The following is a 14,219-nucleotide window of genomic DNA, read 5'->3' on the forward strand; positions in this document are numbered from 1 at the left end:
ACGTTCGGCGCCCAGCGTGCCTTAGCCCCCCGACCCTCGACCTTCAGGTAAGATGCACCCCAAGAGGGAAAAGCCGTGGCGTCAACCATTCTCCAACTTTCCGGTATCACCAAGCGCTTCCCGGGGGTCGTCGCCAACGACCGGGTGGACCTCGAGCTAAAGGAGGGCGAGGTGCTGGCCCTGCTGGGCGAGAACGGGGCGGGGAAGTCCACCCTCGTCAGCATCCTCTACGGGCTCTACCGGCCCGACGAGGGCGAGATCCGCATCGAGGGGCAGCCGGTGCAGATCGCCTCGCCGGCGCACGCGCTGCGGCTGGGCATCGGGCTGGTGCCGCAGCACCCGCTGCTGGTGGGCCGTCACACCGTGGCCGAGAACCTGGCGCTGGGGGTGGGGCGTTTCTGGTTCCCGGCCCAGCGCATGGTGCCCCTGATCGAGCAACTCGCGCGGAGCTACGGCCTCGAGGTCGATCCCCACGCCCGCGTGCACCAGCTCTCGCCGGGCGAGAAGCAGCGCATCGAGATCCTGCGGGCGCTGCTGCGCGGGGCGCGGGTGCTGATCCTCGACGAGCCCACCAGCGTGCTCACCCCGCTCGAGGCCGAAGCACTCTTCCGGGTCATGCGCGAGCTGCGCTCGGCGGGCAAGTCCCTGATCTTCATCAGCCACAAGCTCGACGAGGTGCTCGCCATCGCCGACCGCGTCAGCGTGCTGCGGCGCGGCAAGGTGGTGGGCGAGCTGCCCGTGGCCGAGGCCACCAAGCCCCGCCTGGCCGAGCTGATGGTGGGGCGCAGCGTGAGCTTCGAGCGCAAGCGGGCCGAGCCCAGGCTGGGCCCGGCGCTGCTCGAGGTCCGGGGCTTGCAGGCGCGCTCGAGCCGAGGCCTCCCCGCGCTGCGCGACGTGAGCTTCAGCCTGCGCCAGGGCGAGGTGCTGGGCGTGGCGGGGGTGGCGGGCAACGGCCAGAGCGAGCTGGTGGAGGTGCTGTCGGGCCTGCGCCGGGCCGAGGCGGGCACGCTGAGCCTCGAGGGTAAGCCGCTGGTGCCCGACCCCGCCCGCCTCTTCGAGATGGGCGTGGCCCACATCCCCGAAGACCGCATCCGCATGGGCACGGTCCCGCCGATGCCGGTGAGCGAGAACCTGGCCTTGCGCGAGTACCGCAAGCCGCCGCTGGCGCGGGGCTTCTTCCGCGACCTCGCCGCCTACGAGCAGCGGGCTAAGGCCCAGGTGCAGCAGTACGCCATCGCCACCCCCAGCCCCTCCACGCCCACCCGCCTGCTCTCGGGCGGCAACATCCAGAAGGTGATCCTGGCCCGCGAACTCGCCGGTTCGGCCCGGCTGATCCTGGCCGTGCACCCCACCTACGGCCTCGACGTGGGCGCCACCGAGCAAGTTCACCAGATCCTGCTCGAGAAGACCTACCAGGGCGCCGGGGTGCTGCTGGTCTCCGAGGACCTCGACGAGATCCTGGCCCTGGCCGACCGGGTGGCCGTGCTCTACCAGGGCCGCTTGCAGGGCCCCTTCGAGGTGGGGAGCCTGACGCGGGAGGAGATCGGGCTGCTGATGACGGGCTCGAGCCTCCCCACCGGGCAGGGGGGTGCGGCGTGAGGCTGGTCCCCGACCCCAACCCGCCGCGCCTGCGCGTGCTGTGGGTGTCGCTGGGGGCCATCGCCGTGGCCCTGCTGATCGCGGGGGCGGTGTTCGCCGCCTACGGCCTGAGCCCGCTCGAGGCCTACCGCACCATGCTCCAGGGCACCCTCACCGACTGGAAGGGCCTCTCGGAGGTACTGCGCCGCACCATCCCGCTGCTGCTGGTGGGCGCGGGGCTCACCCTGGCCTTCCGGGCGCAGTTCTTCAACATCGGCGCCGAGGGGCAACTCCTGATGGGCGCCATCGCCGGGGGCGGGGTGGCGCTGTTCCTCCCCCTGCCGCCCCTGCTGAGCCTGCCGGCGATGTTCCTGGCGGGCGTGCTGCTGGGCGGGGCCTGGGCGCTGCTGGCGGCGTGGCTGCGCTCGAGGCTCGGCGTCAACGAGATCCTGAGCACCCTGATGCTCAACTACGTCGCGCAGTACGTGCTCATCTACCTGATCAACGGCCCCTGGAAGGGCCAGAACGTGCGCGGCTTCCTCTACTCCGACGAGTTCGCCCCCTACGAGCAATTGCCCACCCTGCCCGGCACGCTGGTCCACTGGCCCACGCTGCTGCTGGGGGTCGTGCTGGCGCTGGCCCTGCAGGTGCTCCTCACCCGCACCACGCTGGGCTACGAGCTGCGGGTGGTGGGGGAGAACCCCGGCGCGGCCCGCTACGCGGGGATCTCGGTCCCCAGAGTCGTGCTGGTCATGGCCATCATCACCGGCGGCCTGGCGGGGCTGGCCGGGGTGGGGGAGGTGGCGGGGATTCACCACCGGCTGCTCGAGCCCGCCCAGATCTCGCTGGGCTACGGCTTCACCGCCGTCATCGTGGCCTGGCTGGCGCGGGGCAACCCGGCCTTGGTGCTGGTCACGGCGCCCCTGATGGGCATCATCCTGGCCGGGGGCGACCTGCTCAAGATCAGCCTCAACATGCCCTTCCGGGTCATCGACGTGTTCAGCGGGGTGATGCTCTTGTGCCTGATCGCTTCGGAGATTTTCGTGCGCAACCGCGTGCGGTGGGGGAGGCGCTGATGGAAGAGATCTGGAACGCCTTAGGGCGGGCTCTCTCGTTCGGCACGCCGCTGCTGCTGGCGAGCCTGGGGGCCGTCATCAACGAGCGGGCCGGGGTGGTGAACCTGGGCGTCGAGGGCATGATGGCGGTGGGGGCGCTGGCCGGTTTCGCCGTGGCCTACGGCAGCGGGGCGGGCGACGGCAACCTCTACTTTGCCGTCGCGGCCGCCGCGGGAGCGGGCGTCCTGGCCTCGCTGCTGCACGCCTTCGCCGCCATCACCCTGCGGGCCAACCAGTTCGTCTCCGGCCTGGCCCTCACCATGATCGGGCTGGGGGTGGCCGGGCTCTTGGGCAAGCGCTTCGAGGGCTTCCCGCTGTTCAACCAGGCCCCGGAGTGGCCCTTCACCGTGGGCGTGGTGCTCCTGGCGCTGGGGCTGGCCTTCGTGCTGGCCTACACCCGACTGGGCCTGGTGCTGCGCTCGGTGGGCGAGAACCCCGCCGCCGCCGACGCCCTGGGCATCGACGTGGTGCGCGTGCGCTACCTGGCGGTGGCCTTCGGCGGCGCGCTGGCCGGGTTGGCCGGGGCCTTCCTCTCCCTGGCCTACCGCCCCTCCTGGACCGACGGCATGACCGTGGGCTTGGGCTGGATCGCGGTCGCGCTGGTGATCTTCGTGGGCTGGAGCCCCCTGCGCGCCATCGGCGGCGCGGTCTTCTTCGGCCTGCTCTACTACCTCCAGTTCCGCCTGCAGGGCCAGAGCGGCATCCCCACCGAGTTCTTCGCCGCCATGCCCTACCTGCTCGTCATCGTGGTGCTGGCCCTCGCCGGCCTGCGCCGGGTGCAGGGCGCGGCGCCGGAGGCGTTGGGGCAGCCGTATCAGCGGGGGGAGAGGTAGAGGTGGGTCGATGGTCGATAGCCAAACGCCCAACGCCGCAAGCGGGTCGTACGTCCTGCGTCGTACGTCGTACGCCAAACGCAATACGCTAAACGCCAAACGCCAAACGCAAAACGCAAGACGCAAAACGTCTTGTCACCCCCCTTAACAAGGGGGGCCGGGGGGGATAAACCCTCCCCGCGTGCGGGGAGGGACGGGGTGGGGTAACCACGAGCTGATGGCTGACGGCTTATCGCTTTCCGCTCTCATCCCCCTGCTGGTGATGAGCCTCTTCAAAAGTGTATATTCGCGTCAGCAAGCGGCCTCGAGGTCCGTGGGCCGCGAGCGAGGAGGGAGATAGGGTTATGAGAACGCGTTGGCTGCTCGCGCTGGTTGCCCTGCTCCTGGGGTTGGGGACCACTACCGCCCAGGACAAGAAGCTCAAAGCCTGTTTCATCTACGTGGGTCCCATCGGGGACGTGGGCTGGACCTTCGCCCACAACGAGGCCCGGTTGGCTGCCGAGAAGGCCATCCCGGGGCTCGAGACCAAGTACGTCGAGTCGGTGCCGGAGGGCCAGGCCATGCCGGTCATCGACCGCCTGGTGGCCGATGGCTGCAACGTGATCTTCACGACCAGCTTCGGCTTCATGGACCAGACCCTCGAGGCCGCCAAGAAGTACCCCGACGTGATCTTCGCCCACGCCTCCGGCTTCAAGCGGGCCCCTAACATGGCCACCTACATGGCCGACTTCTACCAGGTCTACTACCTCAACGGCCTGATGGCCGGCGCCCTCACCAAGAGCGGCAAGGTGGGCTACGTGGGCGCCTTCCCCATCCCCGAGCTCAAGCGCCACATCTCGGCCTTCGCGCTGGGCGTGCGGGCGGTGAACCCCAAGGCCACCGTCAACGTCAAGTGGATCAACGCCTGGTTCGACCCCGCCAAGGCCCGTGAAGCCGCCGAGGCCCTCATCGCCGAGGGTAACGACGTGCTGGCCTTCACCGAGGACACCGCCACCGTGGTCCAGACCGCGGCCAAGAAGAAGATCCCCAGCTTCAGCCACTACAACTCCATGTACAAGTACGCCCCCGACTACGTGGTCTCGGGCCAGATCGTGCACTGGGAGAAGATCTACATCGACTTCCTCAAGAAGGTGCAAAGCGGCACCTACACCAACAAGAACCTGCAGAACGTGGACTACTGGTGGCTGCTGCGCGAGGGCGCGGTCTCGCTGGGCGCCCAGACCGGCATGCCCATCAACCCCAAGTTCGTGCCCGCGCTCAAGGCCGCCAAGATGACCGTGAACGGCAAGCAGGTCTCGGTGTACGACCGGGTGATGGAGCTCCTGAAGAACATGTCGAGCGCCAAGCCCACCTTCGACCCCTTCACCGGCCCCATCAAAGACCGCTACGGCGTGATCCGGGTTCCCGCGGGCAAGACCATGACCATCAAGGAGCTCAACGAGATGAAGTGGATGGCGCCTGGTGTGGTAGGCCAGGTCGCCGACGAGCCGAAGCAGTAATACCAGATTCGGTCAGTTCGTCCCCATTCGGGGACGAACTGACCCGACCGAAGGGATACGCTTTCTTCGCCGACCGTCAGGGAGGGGTGTGCTCTAGGATTCAAAAAGATAGCCTCTGAAGGTCTTTAGTTTGGGTGATTATCTTTTTGAATCCGGTATAACGGCGAGGCATAGGCTCCACGGGTACAGACAAGCGTGCAGGGCGCCCCTCGTGGGCGCCCTGATTTTGGTTTTCGGCCACAGAGGGCTGGCCAGGGCGGGGCGGGCGACGCTCGGGGATCAGTCCTTGAAGGCTCGAGCCAGGCCGAAGAGGAGCACCCCGGCCGTGACGAACGGCCACAGACTCACGGGCAGCGAGACGAACCCCCGGATCTCGAGCGTGCTCTGCAGGGCGCCGACGAACATCCCCCACAGCAGGGCGGAGAGCAGCGCCATGAAGGCCTTGTAGGCACGCATATCGCTACGATTGTAAAGCTTGCTTTTGAGCGACGGCGGGGAAGCGCCGGGGCGAGGGCGAACGGGAATGCCGTGTCGTACTGCTCAATTCGGCCGCACCACCAGCCAGGCCCCCGCCAGCAGCAGGCCCAGCCCCAGGACCTTGCCCAGGTCGAGGGGCTTGACGGCGATGCCAAACCAGCCGAACTGGTCGGCCAGGGTGGCCGCGAGGAGCTGGGCCGCGACCAGCAGCACCGTGGTGGCGCCCGCCCCGATGCGCGGGACCGCGTAGCCGATGGCGGCGACCACGACCAGGCCCAGCACCCCGGCCAGCAGGGTGTACCAGGGGACCGCCGTTAGCTGCCCCAGCTTGCCCCCGCCGCGCAACAGCAGCAGCGGCAGGACCGAGGCGACGGCACCGCCGATGTGCACGATGAAGATGGCCTCGAGCGTCCCCAGCCGGCTGCTGAGGATGCCCACCATGGGCGACTGCAACCCCACCGCGATCCCCGCTCCCAATACCGACAAGGCGATGAATACCGGCGACTCCACGCCCCCGAGTCTACCGGGCTGTCCCGGGCCTACCGTGCCATGGGGCACTGGACGCTGGCGCCCCGCGTGTAATAAACTTTGACTCGGTTCAAGTTTTCAGGAGGACTATCCGCCATGCAGATCCGAAAAGTTGGTGTGGTTGGGGCCGGGACGATGGGCGCAGGCATCGCAGCGCTGGCTGCCTCGGCGGGCGTGCCCGTGGTGCTGCTCGACATCCCCGGCAAGGAAGACCGCCTCGAGTTCGCCAAGAAGGGCCTCGAGCGGCAGCTCAAGGCCCGCCCGGCCGCCTTCATGGACAAGGCCCGGGCCGACCTGATCCAGCTCGGCAACACCGAGGACGACCTCAAGCTGCTGGCCGACTGCGACTGGATCGTGGAGGCCATCATCGAGAAGGTCGAGCCCAAGCGCGAGCTCTACGCCCGCCTCGAGGCCGTCGCGCCCAAGGCCATCGTGGCCTCCAACACCTCGAGCATCCCCATGAGCATCCTGCTCGAGGGCCGTGGCGAGGGCTTCCGCAAGCGCTTCCTGGGCACCCACTTCTTCAACCCCCCCCGCTACCTGCACCTCCTCGAGCTCATCCCCACCCCCGACACCGACCCCCAGGTGCTCGAGGCCGTCGCCCGCTTCGGCGAGCGCATCCTGGGCAAGGGCATCGTCGTCGCCAAGGACGCCCCCGGCTTCGTCGCCAACCGCCTGGGCGTGATGGGCATGATCCAGGCCATCCGCATCATGCAGGAGTTCGGCCTGACCATCGACGAGGTGGACTCCCTCACCGGCCCCATGCTGGGACGCCCCAACTCGGCCACCTTCCGCACCGCCGACCTCACCGGCCTCGACGTGCTCAAGCTCGTCTCCGCCGAGCTCGCCCACAACACCGGCGAGGACTTCGCCCTGCCCGAGTGGGTGGGCGGGCTCATCGAGAAGGGGGCGCTGGGCGAGAAGAGCGGGGCCGGGTTCTACAAGAAGGTGGGCAAGGACATCCTCACCCTCGACTACGCCACCGGCGAGTACGTCCCGCAGCAGAAGCTGCGCACCCCCGAGCTCGGCGCGCTCAAGGACGCGCCGCTCCACGACAAGCTGCGCGGGCTGCTCAAGCTGCCGGGCAAGCACGGCGAGTTCATGCGCAAGCTCTTCGCCGTGACCGCGCACTACACCCTTCAGACCGCCGAGAAGATCGCCTACGACATCGTGGCGGTGGACCACGCGCTCGAGTGGGGCTTCGGCTGGAGCGAGGGCCCGTTCAAGAACATGGACGCGGTGGGCCTCGAGACCGTGCGCGAGCTCTTCCTCGAGCACGGCCTTTCCGAGCCCGAACTGCTGAAGAAGGCCCAGGGGAGCTTCTACAAGAACGGCTCCTACCTGGGCTTCGACGGCCAGTACCACCCCATCCTCAAGCGGGAGGGCGTGGTCAAGCTCGCCGAGGTGAGGGCGGCGGGGAAGGTGCTGCTGGAGGGCAAGGAGACCGCCCTGCTCGACCTGGGCGACGGCGTGGCCATCTTCGAGAACCGCGCCAAGATGGGCACGCTGGGCGAGGGGGTCATCCGCGACCTGCACAAGGCGATGGACTGGGTGGAGGCCCACGGCTACAACGGCTTAGTGCTCTCCCACGAAGACCCCCGCACCTACTCCGCCGGGGCCAACCTCGCGCTGGTGCTGATGGCGGCGCAGGAGGGCGACTGGGACACCATGGCCCTCGCCACCCACCAGTTCCAGCAGACCGCCATGCGCCTGCGCCGCTCGCCCTTCCCGGTGGTCTCGGCCCCCTTCGGCCTGACGCTGGGCGGCGGGGCCGAGTTCAGCCTGCACTCCGACCTCATCCAGGCCCACGCCGAGCTGTACATGGGGTTGGTCGAGGTGGGCGTGGGCCTGATCCCGGCGGGCGGCGGCACCAAGGAGATGCTCTTCCGCTTCACCAAGGAGCTTTCGGCCTACGGCCCCGAGACCGACCTCTTCGAGGCGGTGCGCCGCGCCTTCCAGATGATCGCCCTGGCCCAGACCTCCACCAGCGCCCTCGAGGCCAGAGCCATGGGCTTCCTGCGCCCCCAGGACCGCATCAGCATGAACCGCGACCGCCTCATCGCCGACGCCAAGCAGCGCGTGCTCGACCTCGCCCCCGACTACGTGCCCCAGGTGCCCCTTAAGGTCCGGGCCCTGGGCGCCGAGGGCATCGGCAACCTGCGCTACGCGCTGTGGCAGTTCCAGGAGGCCGGCCAGGCCTCCGAGCACGACGCCCGCATCGGCGCCGAGCTGGCCTACGTGCTGTGCGGCGGCGACGGCCCGGCCCGCGAGGTGAGCGAGCAGGACATCCTGGACCTCGAGCGCGAGGCCTTCCTCAAGCTGCTGGGCACCCGCAAGACCCAAGAGCGCATCGCGCACACCCTCAAGACCGGGAAGCCGCTGCGCAACTGAGCTAAGCGTATGCGGCACTTCGTGGCCCTCGGCGACAGCTTCACCGAAGGAGTAGGCGACCCGGTGGAGGGAATTCCCTTGCGCTCCGCCCACGACTGGCTGGCCGAGTGGATGCGGGCGGCCAGCCCCGGCCTGCGCTACACCAACCTCGCCAGCCGGGGGCTGCGCGCCGGGGAAATCCGCGCGCAGCAACTCCAGCGCGGGCTCAGCCTGGAGCCCGACTTCGTCAGCGTCGTCGCGGGGGCCAACGACTGCCTGAAGGGGCCCTTCAGCGCCGAGCGCCTGCGGGCCGAGCTCAACCTGATGCTGGGGGCCTTCCAGAGCGTGGGGGCGCGGCTCTTCACCGCCACCTTGCCCAACTTCACGCTGCGCCTCGAGCTCCCGGGCGGCGTGCGCGAGCGCGTCGGGCGCAACCTCGAGGCCGCCAACCACATCATCCATGACCTCGCCGGGCGCTACGATGCGATCTTCTTCGACTTCTGGGAGAGCGACCTGGACAAAAATCCAGCCCTTTGGAGCGAAGACGGGGTGCACCCCAACGCCAGGGGCTACCTCGAGATCGCCCGGCAGGTGGCGCCGGTGCTCGAGCGGCACGGCATCGCGGTGCGGGTGCCGGCGGCGCAGGGGGAGGGGAGATGACCACGGCTTTCCCTAAGGCCAAGGCCGAGTCCTGGCGCACCCGTGTCTGGCGCTGGGGCTTCAACCTGTTCCCGGCCTACCGGGGCACGGGCGGGCGGGTGACCTACATCGCCCCCGACTGGAAGGAGGTCCACGTGGCGCTGCCGCTCAACTGGCGCACGCGCAACTACGTAGGGACCATCTTCGGCGGGAGCCTGTACGGCGCCATTGACCCCATCTACATGCTGATGCTCATCCACGTTTTGGGGCCGGAATACATCGTGTGGGACAAGGCGGCTACCATCCGCTTCCGCAAGCCGGGCAAGGCCACGCTCTACGCCCGCTTCGTGCTCACCGACGAGGAGTTAGGGGCCATCCGAACCCTCGCCGCCCAAAACCCCTCCGTAGACCGGGTCTACCCGGTGGAGCTGGTGGACAAAAACGGCGTGGTGCACGCGAGCTTCGAGAAAACCCTCTACATCCGCCGGAAGGGTGTTGCGTCATAGTTGGTAAAGCTTGAACCGAGTATAAAGGAGTCGAGATGAAAGAAGCGGTAATCGTCAGTGCGGTTCGTAGCGCGGTCGGGCGCGGCAAGAGCGACGGCTCGCTCGCCAGCGTCCACCCCATCGACCTCTCCGCGACCGTGATGAAGGCGGCGCTCGAGAAGGCCGGGGTGAGCCCGGAGGTCGTCGAGGACGTGCAGTGGGGCTGTGCCATGCCCGAGGCCAGCCAGGGGCTCAACATCGCCCGGCTCTCGCTGCTGCGGGCGGGCTTCCCGGTGGAGGTCACGGGCGCGACCATCAACCGCTTCTGCGCCTCGGGCCTGCAGAGCGTGGCGTACGGGGCTCAGGCCATCCTCTCGGGCGTCAACGACGTGGTGCTGGCCGGGGGCGTGGAGATGATGAGCCAGGTGCCCATGTCGGGCTACCACACCCAGCTCCACCCCGAAATGGCCGAGGCCTACATCGGCATGGGCTTCACCGCCGAGCGGGTGGCCGAGCGCTGGGGCGTGAGCCGCGAGGACCAGGACGCCTGGGCCTACGGCTCGCACCAGAAAGCGCTCAAGGCACAGGCCGAGGGCAAGTTCGACGACGAGATCGAGCCCGTGGCGGTGCGGAAGGTGAGCTGGAAGGGCAGCAAGAAGCACGTCGAGGAAGTACCCTTCGCCAAGGACGAGATCCCGCGGGCCGACACCAGCCTCGAGCGCCTCGCCAAGCTCAAGCCCGCCTTCAAGGAGGGCGGCACCGTGACCGCGGGCAACGCCTCGCCCTACTCCGACGGGGCCGCCGCGGTGCTGCTGATGAGCCGCGAGAAGGCCGACGAGCTGGGCCTCAAGCCGCTGGCCCGCTTCGTGAGCTTCGCCACCGGGGGCGTGGACCCCGACGTCATGGGCGTGGGGCCGATCAAGGCCGTGCCCAAGGCGCTGGCTAAGGCCGGCATCAAGCTCGAGGACATCAAGCTCATCGAGTTCAACGAGGCCTTCGCCGCGCAGGTGCTGGCGGTGATGCGCGAGCTGGAGATGAACCCCGAGATCGTCAACGTCAACGGCGGGGCCATCGCGCTGGGCCACCCGCTGGGCGCGACCGGGGCCAAGCTCACCACCCAACTCGTCCACGAGCTCGGGCGGCGCGGCGGCGGGCTCGGCCTGGTCACCATGTGCATCGGCGGCGGGATGGGGGCTGCGGGGGTGCTCGAGGTCTACCCGAGAAGCTGATCGCTGATAGCCGATAGCTGATAGCCAAAGACCGTCTCGGCTATCAGCTATTCGCTTTAAGCTATCGTCGGGCTATGGAAGTCCAGATTTTCGGGCTGATACCGGATTCAAAAAGATAGTCACCCAATCCAAAGACTTCCAGAGGCTATCTTTTTGAATCCTAGAGCACACCCCTCCCTGACGGTCGGCGAAGAAAGCGTATCCCTCCCAAGGGGCGCTATCGCCCTCCGCTACGCGGATAACTTCGGCCCTGTCAGTCCGGCGCCATCCGGCGCCGGACTAACCGAATCTGGTATGAAGGGCTCGAGCGCGACCCGGGCCGCCGAGCGCTTCTTCAAGGAGCGCCGCGTCAAGGTTCACTTCGTGGACCTGTCCCAGCGCCCCATGAGCAAGGGCGAGATCGGGCGCTTCGTGCAGAAGTTCGGGCTCGAGGCCCTGATCGACACCCAGACCAAGGCCTACCGCGACAGCCACCTCGAGTACCTCCGCGTGACCGAGGAGGGGCTGCTCGAGAAGATCGCCGCCGAGCCCCGGCTGCTCAAGCTGCCCCTGGTGCGCCGCGGAAACCTGCTGAGCGTCGGGCAGGCCGAGGCGGAGTGGAAAAAGTGGGTGTCAGGGACATGAGCACGGGCCGTGCGCGGTGCTCCTGCGTTGCTCACCCGTTGCTTACGCACCTCGCCTAACCTGAAGCTGGAGGCCGGAAGGCTTTACCCCCGGACGAGACGCGCCGTACCCGGTGACCCGGCTCTGCTTGCTGTTGGTAGTAGCTCTGCTTGCTGTTGGTAGTAGCTCTGCTTGCTGTTGGTGGTGGCTCTGCTTGCTGTTGGTGGCGAGCTTAGCTCGCGGTCAAGACAAGACGACGCACCCCGAAAGGAGTGTGCCTTGTGGCTTGGATTTTGTTGGTGATCGCAGGGTTGTTGGAGGTGGCCTGGGCCATCGGGCTCAAGTACACCGAGGGCTTCACCCGGCCCGTGCCGAGCGTGCTCACAGGCGCGGCCATCGTGGGCAGCATGTACCTGCTTTCGGTGGCGGCCCGGACCATTCCCATCGGGACCGCCTACGCGGTGTGGGTGGGCATCGGGGCGCTGGGGGCGGCGGTGCTGGGCGTGCTGCTGTTCAAGGAGCCCTTGTCGCTGGCTCGAGGCCTCTTCCTGGCGATGCTGCTGGCCTCGATCATCGGGCTCAAGCTGACGAGCGGGGAGTCGCAGTGAGGCGAGCCACCCCTGGCGTACACTGAAATTCATGGCTTCCCCGCGGGTGCGCGGCTACGCCCTGGCCCTGCTGCTGTGGCTGGGCCTCGGGCTGGCCCTGTGCGTGCTCTGGGGGAACTCCGCCGCCGGGCGGGTCCGGGCGTCCTTCGAGCAAGACGTGCGCATCCTGCACCGGGTGCTCTCGCAGCGGGCCGAGCAGCACGACGCGGTGCTGGCGGGGTTGGTGGCCCTCGAGCGAGCCGGGGTGGGCACGCCGACGCTGGCGAGCTTCGCCGAGTCCATGCGCTCGCAGTACCCGCAGGTCGGGGCGCTCGAGCGCTGCACCGGGACTCAGCAGGTGGGGTGCGCGCTGCTGGCGGGCGTCGGCTTCGACCCGCCGGACGGGCTGCAGGAGACGGTGCTCGAGGCGCTGGGGCAGGCCTCCACGGCCCGTCCCCGGGTGCTGAGCTCGACCGTGCCGGTCTTCGCGCTGGTCCAGTCGGACGGCGGGGAGACGGCCTTCGTGCTGTGGATCGACGCGGCGCGCTTCGCCGCCCTGAGCGAGTTCACGCAGCCCGACTCGGGCTTCAGCCTGTCCGGGGCCGGTGGGGGCAGGGTCTTTTACCGCCTCGAGCCGAGCCGGACGGCCTCGGCGCTCGAGGCCAGCCTCCTGCCGCGCTTCAGCCTGCAAAAGCCGCTGGGGAGCGCCAGCCAGCCCTTCGGGCTCGAGGCCGCCCGCCAGCTCCGCTTCGCCGACCTGCCGCTGGGCGGGATGGCCCTGTTGTTGGCGGCGGGCGCGGTGCTGACGCTGCTGCTCACGCGCTTCCTCTTCGGGGTGCGGCAGGCGCGGCTCGAGCGGCTGGCCGCCCAGCAGGCCTTGCAACGGGAGCGGGCGCGGGCCGAGGGCACCGTCAAGGCGGTGAGCGACGCGCTGCTGACCTGGGACTTAGGGGGCAGGGTCACGCTGGCGAACCCGGCGGCAGGGGCCCTGCTGGGCTGCGAGGCGGCCTCGCTGGTGGGGCGGCCCCTGACCCAGGTGCTGCGCTTGCAGGCCACGCTCGGCCAGCAGCCGCTCTTGGGCTACCTGGACTCCTTCTGGCGTAACCCCGTCCCCACCGAATTGCCCGAGGGGACCACCCTCCTCGACGTGCGGGGGCAGGCTCGGTTGGTGGAGGGCAGCCTCTCGCCCCTCACCGACGAGCAGGGCCGGGTGACGGGCGGGGTGCTGACCCTGCGCGACCTGGGGCCCTTCCGCAAGCGCATGCTCGAGGCCCTCGAGCACAGCGAGCGCCGCCTGCGTGAGCACGAGGCCCTGCTGGCCCACGCCGGGCGCATGGGCACGCTGAGCGAGATCGCCGCGGGCATCGCCCACGAGCTCAACCAGCCCCTGACCGCCATCCTCGGCCATGCCCAGGCCTCGCTGCGGCTGCTGGAGGAGGAGGACGCCGACCTCGAGCGGGTGCGGCGCTCGCTGCAGTCCAGCGCCGACCAGGCCCGCCGGGCCGCGCAGATCCTCGAGCGCCTGCGGGCCCACGTGGCGCGGCAGCCCTTGCGGCGCGAGCCGGTGGACCTGCGGCAGGTGGTGGAGAGCGTGCGGGTGCTGACCGAGCACGAGCTGCGCGAGCGGGGCGTGCGGCTGGAGACCGAGCTAGAGGGTGTTAGGCACATTGGGACATGAGATTGACGAAACGGGACAGGAGCAGGATGGCGAAAGCCAGGAAGTGCAGGCCCGCCAAGGTTTGTGGCAGACGTTCGTAATCCCTGGCGAGCCGTCGGAACCTCGCCACCCAGCCGAACGAACGCTCTACCACCCACCTTCTGGGTAGCAATACGAAGCCCTTCCTGACCTGGGGCAGTTTGACCACTTCCAGGTGGATACCTTGCGCCTGAGCATCCTGTCGGGCTCGCTCGCCGGTGTAGCCCGCATCCACGTAAGCCAGCTCGACGTTTTGCTGGGTGGCCTGCTGCACGGCCTGGGCTAACTCAGTCATCTGAGCCCGGTCTTGCTCGTCGGCTGGGGTGACGTGTAACGCCAACAGGTGTCCTAGGGTGTCTACGGCCACGTGCACCTTACTGCCCTTCCGACGTTTAGCGCCATCGTATCCCGCTCGCCCACCACTTTCAGGGCTGGATTGCAGGGTACGGCTGTCGAAGATGGCGGCGGAGGGTTGAGCCCTCCTGCCTTCAGCCAACCGCAACAACACCCTCAGGTCCTGCACGATGGCCTCGAACACCCCCGCTGCCAGCCAGCGCTGGGTTTGCTGATAAACCACTTC

General features: G+C 68.7%; 14 protein-coding genes. 11 read left to right on the forward strand and 3 right to left on the reverse strand.

The genetic code is table 11. The features are described 5' to 3' along the window. The first annotated feature begins 75 nt into the window (after nucleotides 1-75). The 4 genes from MEICH_RS0111675 (at nucleotide 76) to MEICH_RS0111690 (ending at nucleotide 5,025) form a co-directional block, all read left to right on the forward strand. Nucleotides 76-1,599: an ABC transporter ATP-binding protein gene (locus MEICH_RS0111675; RefSeq protein ID WP_027892761.1), complete on the forward strand. Its 1,524-nt coding sequence runs from the start codon at nucleotides 76-78 to the stop codon at nucleotides 1,597-1,599. Beyond that, the gene (locus tag MEICH_RS0111680) at nucleotides 1,596-2,654 is read left to right on the forward strand and encodes an ABC transporter permease (RefSeq protein WP_027892762.1); all 1,059 of its coding nucleotides are present in this window, start codon (nucleotides 1,596-1,598) and stop codon (nucleotides 2,652-2,654) included. Before MEICH_RS0111675 ends, MEICH_RS0111680 begins: the two co-directional genes overlap by 4 nt. Then, nucleotides 2,654-3,526 (forward strand): ABC transporter permease, encoded by an 873-nt coding sequence (locus MEICH_RS0111685; protein WP_027892763.1) that lies wholly within the window; start codon nucleotides 2,654-2,656, stop codon nucleotides 3,524-3,526. The genes MEICH_RS0111680 and MEICH_RS0111685 overlap by 1 nt, the downstream gene beginning before the upstream one ends. 344 nt (nucleotides 3,527-3,870) lie before the next feature. Beyond that, nucleotides 3,871-5,025 carry a BMP family ABC transporter substrate-binding protein gene (locus MEICH_RS0111690; protein ID WP_027892764.1) on the forward strand — a complete coding sequence of 385 codons (1,155 nt, stop codon included), beginning with the start codon at nucleotides 3,871-3,873 and terminating at the stop codon, nucleotides 5,023-5,025. Between the two features lie 279 nt (nucleotides 5,026-5,304). Here MEICH_RS0111690 and MEICH_RS28730 read toward each other — a convergent pair whose 3' ends face one another. Both MEICH_RS28730 and MEICH_RS0111700 read right to left on the reverse strand, forming a co-directional pair. Beyond that, nucleotides 5,305-5,481 (reverse strand): hypothetical protein, encoded by a 177-nt coding sequence (locus MEICH_RS28730; protein ID WP_157202751.1) that lies wholly within the window; start codon nucleotides 5,479-5,481, stop codon nucleotides 5,305-5,307. Between the two features lie 84 nt (nucleotides 5,482-5,565). Next, nucleotides 5,566-6,012 (reverse strand): DMT family transporter, encoded by a 447-nt coding sequence (locus MEICH_RS0111700; RefSeq protein WP_027892765.1) that lies wholly within the window; start codon nucleotides 6,010-6,012, stop codon nucleotides 5,566-5,568. Between the two features lie 114 nt (nucleotides 6,013-6,126). Here MEICH_RS0111700 and MEICH_RS0111705 point away from each other — a divergent pair, with 114 nt between their 5' ends. From MEICH_RS0111705 to MEICH_RS0111735, 7 genes are all read left to right on the forward strand, one after another. After that, nucleotides 6,127-8,421: a 3-hydroxyacyl-CoA dehydrogenase/enoyl-CoA hydratase family protein gene (locus MEICH_RS0111705; RefSeq protein ID WP_027892766.1), complete on the forward strand. Its 2,295-nt coding sequence runs from the start codon at nucleotides 6,127-6,129 to the stop codon at nucleotides 8,419-8,421. A 9-nt stretch (nucleotides 8,422-8,430) separates the two neighbouring features. Further along, nucleotides 8,431-9,060 (forward strand): SGNH/GDSL hydrolase family protein, encoded by a 630-nt coding sequence (locus tag MEICH_RS0111710; protein ID WP_027892767.1) that lies wholly within the window; start codon nucleotides 8,431-8,433, stop codon nucleotides 9,058-9,060. Further along, nucleotides 9,057-9,545: a DUF4442 domain-containing protein gene (locus tag MEICH_RS0111715; protein ID WP_027892768.1), complete on the forward strand. Its 489-nt coding sequence runs from the start codon at nucleotides 9,057-9,059 to the stop codon at nucleotides 9,543-9,545. Before MEICH_RS0111710 ends, MEICH_RS0111715 begins: the two co-directional genes overlap by 4 nt. 35 nt (nucleotides 9,546-9,580) lie before the next feature. Further along, on the forward strand, nucleotides 9,581-10,753 hold the full coding sequence (locus tag MEICH_RS0111720) for a thiolase family protein (protein WP_027892769.1): 1,173 nt from the start codon (nucleotides 9,581-9,583) through the stop codon (nucleotides 10,751-10,753). Nucleotides 10,754-11,047: 294 nt separating this feature from the next. Further along, on the forward strand, nucleotides 11,048-11,377 hold the full coding sequence (locus MEICH_RS0111725; protein ID WP_027892770.1) for an arsenate reductase family protein: 330 nt from the start codon (nucleotides 11,048-11,050) through the stop codon (nucleotides 11,375-11,377). Nucleotides 11,378-11,637: 260 nt separating this feature from the next. Then, complete coding sequence (gene sugE, locus MEICH_RS0111730; RefSeq protein WP_027892771.1) at nucleotides 11,638-11,964, forward strand: quaternary ammonium compound efflux SMR transporter SugE; 327 nt, start codon at nucleotides 11,638-11,640, stop codon at nucleotides 11,962-11,964. A 31-nt stretch (nucleotides 11,965-11,995) separates the two neighbouring features. After that, entirely contained in the window at nucleotides 11,996-13,621 is a 1,626-nt protein-coding gene (locus MEICH_RS0111735; protein WP_027892772.1) for a PAS domain-containing protein, read from the forward strand. Here the strand turns inward: MEICH_RS0111735 and MEICH_RS24810 are convergent. Next, nucleotides 13,602-14,219, reverse strand: a 618-nt coding sequence (locus MEICH_RS24810) for an IS5 family transposase (protein ID WP_036218524.1), incomplete at its 5' end; no start/stop codon positions are given. The genes MEICH_RS0111735 and MEICH_RS24810 overlap by 20 nt on opposite strands.

The sequence above is a fragment of the Calidithermus chliarophilus DSM 9957 genome, assembly GCF_000430045.1.
Classification (GTDB): domain Bacteria; phylum Deinococcota; class Deinococci; order Deinococcales; family Thermaceae; genus Calidithermus; species Calidithermus chliarophilus.